This window comes from Rhodoblastus sp. (genome assembly GCF_052145335.1).
Classification (GTDB): Bacteria; Pseudomonadota; Alphaproteobacteria; order Rhizobiales; family Beijerinckiaceae; genus Rhodoblastus.
Map to the genome: position 1 here is coordinate 1 of NZ_JBKQOU010000054.1, position 9,487 is coordinate 9,487.

At 61.9% G+C, this 9,487-nt stretch carries 9 protein-coding genes and 1 pseudogene; 9 read left to right on the plus strand and 1 reads right to left on the minus strand.

Going from position 1 to position 9,487, the window contains the following annotated elements:
* The 7 genes and pseudogenes from ACLP2E_RS03535 to ACLP2E_RS03565 form a co-directional block, all read left to right on the plus strand.
* The coding region (locus ACLP2E_RS03535; protein WP_442465171.1) for a response regulator transcription factor at positions 1-438 on the plus strand (438 nt) is incomplete at its 5' end.
* Between the two features lie 84 nt (positions 439-522).
* Positions 523-717 (plus strand): annotated as a pseudogene (locus ACLP2E_RS03540) (IS110 family transposase); the annotation flags it as partial.
* A gap of 554 nt (positions 718-1,271) precedes the next feature.
* Positions 1,272-1,850: a 2-oxoacid:acceptor oxidoreductase family protein gene (locus ACLP2E_RS03545; protein WP_442465172.1), complete on the plus strand. Its 579-nt coding sequence runs from the start codon at positions 1,272-1,274 to the stop codon at positions 1,848-1,850.
* A gap of 10 nt (positions 1,851-1,860) precedes the next feature.
* Positions 1,861-3,123 carry a transketolase C-terminal domain-containing protein gene (locus ACLP2E_RS03550; protein ID WP_442464251.1) on the plus strand — a complete coding sequence of 421 codons (1,263 nt, stop codon included), beginning with the start codon at positions 1,861-1,863 and terminating at the stop codon, positions 3,121-3,123.
* A 10-nt stretch (positions 3,124-3,133) separates the two neighbouring features.
* Complete coding sequence (locus tag ACLP2E_RS03555) at positions 3,134-4,189, plus strand: thiamine pyrophosphate-dependent enzyme (protein WP_442464250.1); 1,056 nt, start codon at positions 3,134-3,136, stop codon at positions 4,187-4,189.
* A 15-nt stretch (positions 4,190-4,204) separates the two neighbouring features.
* Positions 4,205-5,830: an NAD(P)-binding protein gene (locus tag ACLP2E_RS03560; RefSeq protein WP_442465173.1), complete on the plus strand. Its 1,626-nt coding sequence runs from the start codon at positions 4,205-4,207 to the stop codon at positions 5,828-5,830.
* A gap of 216 nt (positions 5,831-6,046) precedes the next feature.
* Positions 6,047-8,155, plus strand: a complete 2,109-nt coding sequence (locus tag ACLP2E_RS03565; RefSeq protein ID WP_442465174.1) for a carbamoyltransferase C-terminal domain-containing protein — start codon at positions 6,047-6,049, stop codon at positions 8,153-8,155.
* 54 nt (positions 8,156-8,209) lie between these two features.
* Here ACLP2E_RS03565 and ACLP2E_RS03570 read toward each other — a convergent pair whose 3' ends face one another.
* Positions 8,210-8,338, minus strand: a complete 129-nt coding sequence (locus ACLP2E_RS03570; protein ID WP_442464247.1) for a hypothetical protein — start codon at positions 8,336-8,338, stop codon at positions 8,210-8,212.
* A gap of 33 nt (positions 8,339-8,371) precedes the next feature.
* Here ACLP2E_RS03570 and ACLP2E_RS03575 point away from each other — a divergent pair, with 33 nt between their 5' ends.
* Both ACLP2E_RS03575 and ACLP2E_RS03580 read left to right on the plus strand, forming a co-directional pair.
* Positions 8,372-8,704, plus strand: coding sequence for a cupin domain-containing protein (locus ACLP2E_RS03575; protein WP_442465175.1), 333 nt, complete (start codon positions 8,372-8,374; stop codon positions 8,702-8,704).
* A 184-nt stretch (positions 8,705-8,888) separates the two neighbouring features.
* Positions 8,889-9,487, plus strand: a 599-nt coding sequence (locus tag ACLP2E_RS03580) for a polyphosphate kinase 2 (RefSeq protein WP_442465176.1), incomplete at its 3' end; no start/stop codon positions are given.

The window sequence follows — 9,487 nt, forward strand, 5'->3', positions numbered from 1 at the left end:
GAGTTCTCCATGCTTTTGAACATGACGCCGCAGCTCAAAACTTTAGTTCTTGCGCAAAGCGACGATCCGGATCGGGCGCTCGCCGCTTTTAGCCATGGCTCCAATGGTTTTGTCTCCACAAGCGCGGGCTTGAAGAACGTGATCGACGCCTTGCGATTTATCAGCGTGGCGGAGACGACCGTTCCTGCGCCATGTCTGTTGGCAGCGGAGTCTGCAACCCCTGGCGCGTGCGAAAACGTTTCCAATTACTCAATTACGGCCGCCGAGTATGCTGTCATGCAGGCGATCCGTGCGGGCGAGTCGAACAGCCTGATCGCTAGTCAATTGAATCTGCCGGAGAGCGCGGTGGAAACGCACGTTCGCAATCTCCTGCAAAAGCTGCGGGCGAAAGATCGAGCTGAAATCGCCATCAAGTATACGCGGCCGCCGCCGCCCTGATTTTCGCCGCACGACATTAGCAGAAATGACGGAAGGACGGAGCCGCAATCGCACGTAGCGCGCTTCGAACCTCATCAAGGTTAAATGTCGTTCGATGCCCCGAAGCTGGTGGTCGGCGGGCACGTGATCATCCAGGCGGAAATCGTAAAACAGCCGGGCCAGATCGTGCGCGAGACGAAAGTATTGAGCGAGCCGGAAACGCTGACCGCGTGGTTTGGGCAGTTTGGGCTTGGAATTGCGCGAATTGGGCTGGAGGCGGGTCCGTTGTCGCAATGGCTCCCCGAGGCCCGTTACCGAAAGGAACACAACCGAGCGGTCCGTGCCACCGACTTCCCTGGATTTCTCCTTTCATCTAGACCGGAAGACAGTCGTCGAGCTGTGCAGTGCCGTGGGCTAAAATGGGGCATCTGCGAGACCAGGCTCGGAGTCATATTGATATTTCAATAAGATAGGTGTTCCCAGTTTTATCCTGAGTGGCGCGCCATCTTCAACACCATTTTTGGATTACGGACCTACTCGCGTGCGCTACTAGACGCGAAGGCCAGGAAGATTCTGGACGAAGCCGGTTCCGACAAACCCGGCGCGCTTCAGGCTGCGCTCCCTTTGTCCTAATTGACGGGTCTCGCCGAGTTGCTACTCTCCGATCAAATCGGAAACGACGACAACCCCCGAAAACGTCACGAACGAGTCCGAGCGGGATGCCAGCGCCTATTCTGATGGAGCGCCGAGCTCGGATCCCGTGAAGGGCTGGTGAAACTCCCGGTGTCGTTCGCGCGGTTTTCGATCCAGATTTTTCGTTGGCGCCCGCGGCGTCCAGACAAGATCAAGGCGAGATGTTTCAAATTCGCATCCATGGCCGAGGGGGGCAGGGCGTCGTCACCGGCGCTGAAATGCTCTCTGTCGCCGCCTTCATCGAAGGGCGCCACGCGCAGGCCTTTCCCAGTTTCGGATCGGAACGCACCGGCGCCCCCGTCGTCGCTTTCTGCCGCATCGCCGACAAGGAGATTCGCCTGCGCGAGCCGATCCAGGATCCCGACTGCCTGATCGTGCAGGACCCGACACTGTTGAAGGTGATCGATGTGTTCGCCGGCCTGCGCAAGGATGGCTATCTGCTGGTCAACACCAGCAAGACTTTTGAAGACCTGCATATCGCGCAGGTCGCCGGCAGCCTCCCGAGAGGCCATGCGGTCATCGTCCCCGCGACCGAACTGGCGCTGAAACATGTCGGGCGACCCGTGCCCAATGCGGCCTTGCTTGGCGCCTTCGCCGCCTTGAGCGGCCTCGTCCATCTGGGCAGCGTCAAACAGGCGATCGAACGGGCCTTTCCCGGCAAGATCGGCGCGGCCAACGTCGCCGCCGCGACCGAAGCCTACGAGCTGGTGATGGCGCAGGAAGACAGTCTGAAAGTCTAGGGAGCCCCGGATGCTGAAGCAAATCGAAGGCTCTCACGCCATGGCCGAAGCCATTGCCCTGTGCCGGCCCGAGGTGATCTGCGCCTATCCGATCACGCCGCAGACCCATATCGTCGAAGGCCTCGGCGAATTGGTCAAGGAAGGCAGCCTCAGGGATTGCGAATACATCAATGTCGAGAGCGAATTCGCCGCCCTGTCGGTGGCGATCGGCGCTTCGGCCGCCGGCGCCCGCGCCTATACGGCGACGGCCTCGCAGGGGCTGCTGTTCATGGCGGAAGCCGTCTACAATGCTTCCGGCCTCGGCCTGCCCATCGTGATGACGCTCGGCAATCGCGCCATCGGCGCGCCGATCAATATCTGGAACGATCATTCGGACGCGATGGCGATGCGCGACGCCGGCTGGATGCAGCTTTTCGCCGAAACCAACCAGGAGGCGGTCGATCTGCACATACTGGCGTTCCGCCTGGCGGAAGAATTGTCGATGCCGATCATGGTCTGCGTCGACGGCTTCATTTTGACCCACGCAGTCGAGCGCATCGACCTTCCCGACCAGGCGACGGTGGACGCCTTCTTGCCGCCTTACGATCCGGTGCAGGTGCTCGACCCCGCCGAACCGGCCTCGATCGGCGCGATGGTCGGACCCGAAGCCTTTACTGAAGTGCGCTTCCTCGCACATTACAAGCAGACGCAGGCGCTGCGGCTGATCCCGCAGTTCTCCGCCGAATTCGCGGAGAAGTTCGATCGCGAGTCCGGCGGCCTGCTGCGCGCCTATCGCGTCGAGAACGCGGACATGCTGGTCGTCGCCATGGGCTCGGTCTGCGGCACGATCAAGGACACCATCGACGAGATGCGCGAGGAAGGCATCGAGATCGGCCTGATCACCATTGTGTCCTATCGTCCCTTCCCGGTGGACGCCTTGCGCGTCGCGCTGGCGAGCGCGAGCAATGTGGTGGTGTTGGAAAAAAGTATTTCCGTCGGCATGGGCGGGCCTCTCGCCAATGACGTCGACATGGCGCTGCGCAATCTGCCCAAGGCGCCGCGGCTTCATTCCGCCGTCGCCGGGCTTGGCGGGCGCCCGATCACTTGCGCCTCCCTGCACCGGTTGTTCCGCCAGGCCGCCGTTCAGCCGTGGGAAGGCACGCATTTCCTGGACCTCAACGAGCGCGTGGTCGGGCGCGAGATTCATCACGCCCGCAAAACCCGCCGTTCGGGGGCTACCGCAGAGAACATCCTGCGCACATTGGCCGCCGAATCCAACATTCCCGCCGAGTGAGGCCAAAACGATGACCGACGCCGCCGAAACCATCGCGCTCGAGGGAGTTTCGCAAAAGCTCAAATATTATCAGAAGGGCACGTTAACCGTCGGAAACCGACTTGTCAGCGAAGGCGACCGTTCGGTGCAGGCCTCGCAAGCTCGCAGCAATGCGCTCACCTGCGGCCATCGCGCCTGTCAGGGCTGCGGCGAGGCGCTCGGCGCGCGCTACGCCATCGACGCCGCCATGCGCGCCTGCGGCAATAATCTGATCGCCGTCAACGCCACCGGCTGCCTCGAAGTTTTCACAACCCCCTATCCCGAGACGTCATGGCAATTGCCCTGGCTGCATTCGCTGTTTGGCAACGCCGCGGCCGTCGCCACCGGCGTCGCCGCCGCCATGCGGGTGAAAAAGCGCCATGAAGTGCGGGTCGTCGCGCAAGGCGGCGATGGCGGAACCACCGATATCGGCTTTCAATGCCTGTCCGGCATGTTCGAGCGCAACGACGACGTGCTCTACATCTGCTATGATAACGAAGGTTACATGAACACCGGCGTGCAACGCTCCTCGGCGACGCCGCCGACCGCGCGAACCGCCACCACGCCGGCGCTTGGACCCGAGCCAGGCAATGTGTTCGGGACCGGCAAGTCGGTCCCGCGCATCGCCGTCGCACACAACATTCCCTATGTCGCCACCGCGACGGTGGCGGATCTGCACGATCTCGAGCGCAAGGTAACCAAGGCCATGTCAATCCATGGCGCGCGCTATATTCAGATCAACGTGCCCTGTCCGCTCGGCTGGGGTTCGGCGTCGCAGGACACGATCCGGCTGGCGCGCCTCGCGGTGGAATGCGGCCTTTATCCGATTTTCGAGGCTGAGCATGGAAGGGTCACGCAGGCGCGAAAAATACGGCGCAAAATTCCGGTGGCGGACTATCTGAGGCCGCAGAAGCGGTTCGCGCATCTGTTCCGCCATGGCGAGGAAGACCCGCGCGTCGCGCGAATGCAGGCGATGTGCGACGCCAATATCGCCGAATATGGCCTGATCGACCAGTCCAACGAAGAGTCTTGCAGCGACGAATTTTGAGGATTTTTTCGCGCCATGGAACATCCCTTCGCCATCACGCTCGACGCAGGAACCTCACTGGTCAACCACACGGGTTCGTGGCGCACGGTGAAGCCGGAATATGTCCATCGCCTGCCGCCGTGCAACCATGCTTGCCCGGCGGGAGAAGACATTCAGGGCTGGCTGGCGCTGGCGGAGAGCGGCGCCTATGAAGCCGCCTGGCGCTCGCTCACGCAAAACAACCCGCTGCCCGCCGTAATGGGGCGTGTCTGCTATCACCCTTGCGAAAGCGCCTGCAATCGCGCCGAGCTTGATTCCGCCGTGGGCATCAATTCGGTCGAGCGTTTTCTCGGCGATCTCGCCATCGCCAAGGGCTGGAAGTTCGATCCGCCCGTCGAACTTTCGGGAAAAAAAGTGCTCGTGGTCGGAGCCGGTCCGTCCGGCCTGTCGGCGGCCTATCATCTTGCCCGCCTTGGCCACAGCGTGACGATCCGGGAAGCCGGCCCGGCGCCCGGCGGCATGATGCGTTTCGGCATCCCCAAATATCGTCTTCCGCGCGAAATTCTCGACGCCGAGGTCCAGCGTATCGTCGATATGGGCGTTGCGATCGAATACGGCGCCAAGGTCGAGAATATCGGCGCCTCCGTGCAGTCCGGCGGTTTCGACGCCGCCTTTCTCGCGGTCGGCGCGCATATCGCCAAACGCGCCTATATCCCGGCAGGCGAGGCGGCAAAAGTGCTCGACGCCGTGCAGGTCCTGCGCTCGATGGAAGGCGAGGAAAAGCCGCTGCTCGGACGCCGCGTGGTTGTCTATGGCGGCGGCAACACAGCGCTGGATATGGCGCGCACAGCCAGGCGCCTTGGCGCCACGGAGGCCCTGATCGTCTATCGCCGGACGCGCGAAAAAATGCCGGCGCATGATTCCGAGATCGAGGAGGCGCTTGAAGAAGGCGTCTTGATGAAATGGCTGTCGACGATCAAGAATATTGAGGCTGGCTCCATCACCGTCGAAAAGATGGCGCTCGATGAAAAGGGTTTTCCGCAACCGACGGGCGAATTCGAGACGCTCGAGGCGGATTCCGTAGTGCTGGCTTTAGGTCAGGATGTCGATCTTTCGCTGCTGGCGGGCGTCGAAGGACTCGAAATGAAGAACGGCGTGGTGCAGGTCGGCGCGAACATGATGACCGGAGCCACCGGTATTTTTGCCGGCGGCGACATGGTCCCGTCCGAACGCACCGTGACGGTCGCAGTCGGCCACGGCAAGCTGGCGGCGCGCAACATCGACGCTTTTTTGCGTGGCGACGCTTATGTCCACCCTCCCGAGCACGAACTCGCCAGTTTCGACAAGCTCAACGCCTGGTATTATGGCGAAGCGCCCAAAACCCTGCGTCCCGTGCTGGAAATCGCGCGGCGCACGTCCACTTTCGAGGAGGTCGTGCAGGGGCTCGACGCCACGAACGCCCTTTACGAGGCGCGGCGCTGTCTCTCCTGCGGCAATTGTTTCGAGTGCGATAATTGCTACGGCGTCTGCCCGGACAATGCCGTGAAAAAGCTAGGTCCAGGCAAAGGTTTTTCTTTCGATTACGATTATTGCAAGGGTTGCGGCATTTGCGCCCAGGAATGTCCGTGCGGCGCCATCGTGATGGTTCCCGAAGCGATTTGACGACAACGCCTCGGAACCGGCGCGCGCATGGGGCTTCAAGGAACGAAGTTTCGGCAAATCCGTTGAAATGACGCCTCGCGACTGCGAGAATGGCTGCATCGTGGGCAGTTCGATCTCCCGTGTTCCGCCGAGGAGTTCACGGTGCGGAATTCAAGCCGGATCGCGCGCTTTGCTCCACTCCATCCGCGACTCGCGGGATTAGGTTTTCGCGCGGCCATGCCGCTTGCGAAGCTTTTTTTCCAGCACAAGAACATTCATCGGCCCGACAGTCCGTTCGCGACGGAGCGAGCGCAAGACTTCGCGGCAAGATTGGCGCGCGGCGAAACCTGCCATCTCGTTGGCCTCAGCATCGGCGGATTTCATAACACCGGAGCAGCCCTCATCGAAGCGACGCCGGCGGGCGGCCTGCGAATCATCTGCAACAACGAGGAAGAGCGCTTTTCCGGCCGGAAGCACAGCAACGCCTATCCTCGCCGATCGCTGGAGGCGCTGAGGGAGACCATCGACGATTTGGGAATCGACCCCGAGCGGATCGTCGCCTGGCTCGCGACCTATGATTATCCTCTGTTGATAGCGACGGGGGTGCGATCCATTCTCGAGGAATTTCCCGCAAGCCTGCGATTGGCGTTCCAGAATCACGCGCCGACCTACGATGGCGAGCAGTTGAAAGAGGGCATACAGGCTCCGGCCCGATTGGCTGAGCTCTTCGGCCTCGACCGCGCCGCGCCGATCATCGGAATGCCGCACCACGACAATCATGCCTGGTTCTCCTACCTGGTCTCGCCGTTCGCCCGGGGTCGGCAAAAGGTGATGATCGTCGTCATCGACGGTTCCGGCGACTTCGCCTCGACGACGCTTTATCTCGGCGAAAACGGCGTGTTGCGGCAGATCCGCAGCAACGCCAGCCTGTTCGACTCCCTTGGCATGTTTTACGGAATGATCAGCTCGACACAGGGCGGCTGGACGCCCTTGAGCAGCGAAGGTCGCTACATGGGCGCCGCCGCTTATGGCGACATGGATCGTTCGACCAATCCTTACTATTGGCGGCTGCGAAATATTTTCAAATTGCAGGAGGACGGCGACGTTCACCTCAACCGGTCGCTCGCCAACTGGCCAAGGGGCTTGTATCGCGAACCCTATACCAGGGAGCTGATCGAAATCCTGGGCCTGCCGATCGCGCCGGAGGAGATGTGGAATCCCGATGCGGTGCTTCGTGTCGAAGACATCCAGCACAGGCCCGACACGCAGGAACGGCTCGACAAGGCGGCGGCCACGCAGATGGTGTTCGAGGACGCCCTCTTCCATGTCATCGACACTTTCATCCGCGCGACGGGCTGCGACCGGCTCGTGCTGACCGGCGGCGCCGCGTTGAACGCCGCGGCAAACATGCGCGTGCTGGAACATTTCGACGCGGGCTATTATCGACGCGTCCTGCAAAAATCGACGCGGCTTCACCTGTGGACGCCGCCCGTCCCGGGCGACGCGGGCGTGACGCCAGGAGCCGCTTATGCTTTTGCCGCCGCCGCCGGCGTGCATTCCGCTCCCTCCCTTCAGCATGCCTTCTATTGCGGAGGCGCCTCGCGCCTGCCCGAGATCCACGCCGCGCTGGAGTCCGCCGACGATATCGAATGGACGGACCTCGGCGATGCGTCGCAGCCCTCCGTGAAAGAAGCCATAGCCGATCTGATGGCGTTCATAACGGCCCGGGACGGCGTCATCGCCCTGTTCCAGGGGCCCGCCGAGACGGGGCCGCGGGCGCTGGGCCATCGCTCGATTCTCGCCAACCCCTGCAATCCGCATACTCGCGAACTGCTCAACGCTCGCGTCAAACATCGCGAGGCGATCCGTCCGCTCGCGCCGATGGCGACGCTGACCGCGGCAAAGGCCTTGTTCGAATTGTCCGATGGCGCGTCGGACGACGAATATAACGCCTACAACTACATGGTGCTGACGGTACAGGCCAAGCCTCGGGCGCGCGAAACGATTCCCGCCGTTATACACGTCGATGGAACGGCCCGGATACAGATCGTGCGCGAAGAGACCGACGCCGTGGCCTACCTTTATCTGAAGGCGCTGGGCAGGCGAATAGGCGTCGAGGTTGCGGTCAACACCTCCTTCAACGTCGGCGGACCCATCGCCCAAAGCTTGGTTCAGGCGCTGGAGACCCTGCGCCGGGCGAAAGCGATGGACGGCGTATTCCTTTTTTCAAGGGAAGGCCCGGTTATCGCGGCCTGGACCAAAAAGACGGGCGCCGGCGCCGCGCGATTGCCCGATTGGCTGGCGGACTGGCGCCAGACGGAGGCCGCTCTCGCCGTCGAACGCTGAAGACGGCGCACGGAATAGCTGGTCTGAATTACCGAAAGCGCCTTGGGGTCTGCATTATTTATTGACGATTCCGCTGGCGAACTTCCTGGCCTCGTCCGAGGCCGCCTGCGCCTCGGTCAAGGCGGCGCACAATTGTTCCGGGAAGGCTCGATCGAGTAATATGTCGGAAACTTTCAGGGCCACCGGTCAGCGCCGTTCGAACTCCAGGGGACGCCTATGGTTCAGTCAGGCAATTTGTTCGCCGGGCTCGCTCGAAAGCTGGCGAATGAAGATGTGACAGTTCTGGCGAAGAGTCCGGGAGCGCAGATCGAGCGCATCGTATCGACCGGCCAGGCAAGCCCGCCCGGATTCTGGTACGATCAGGACAACACCGAATGGGTCTTTCTGCTGGCCGGAGCCGCCTGTCTTTTGTTCGAGGGCGAAGCCAGTTCCAGGGAGCTTCGGCCAGGCGATTACCTCGAAATACCGGCGCACCGTCGCCATCGCATCGAATGGACAGCCGCGGACGAGGCGACGGTCTGGCTGGTGGCGCACCTCGCGCCGGAATAGCGGACGTCCGGCCGCCCACCGGTTCAGAACCAGCTCATCGTCAAGCCGGCTCCGCGACAGGCGCCATAAGCAGCAATTCGCGCACGAGGTGGCGGCCCGACGTTGTGCAAATGCTGCGCAAATGACAAACTCGTTACAAGCTCGGCCCGATAGACCGGACGAAAGAACGAGGGGAGGCAATCGCATGGCCAAAAACAAGAAGCATAAGGCCCGGGACGCCGAACCGCCGGCGGCGGAAAGCAAGCTGGACCGCAAGCATTACGAGCGCGAACTCAGCCGGCTGCACGGCGAATTGGTCAATCTGCAATTATGGACCGTGGAAAAGGGCCTCAAGGTTTGCGTGGTTTTCGAGGGCCGGGACGGCGCCGGCAAGGGCGGGGTCATCAAAGCGATCACCGAACGCGTCAGTCCGCGCGTCTTCCGCGTCGTGGCGCTGCCGACGCCGACCGAACGCGAAAAGTCGCAGATGTATATCCAGCGTTACATCCAGCATTTTCCCGCGGCGGGAGAAATCGTCATTTTCGACCGTAGTTGGTATAATCGCGCGGGCGTTGAGCGGGTGATGGAATTCACCTCGATGGCGGCCGTCCAGCGGTTCCTTGAGTTGGCGCCCGAGTTTGAGAAGGCCATCGTCGACTCCGGCGTTATCCTGTTGAAATATTGGCTGGAAGTAAGCCCGGAGGAACAGCAGCGTCGGCTCGAGGCGCGCATCAACGACCCGCGCAAGATCTGGAAGCTGTCGCCGATGGATCTGAAATCCTATGGCCGCTGGTATGATTATTC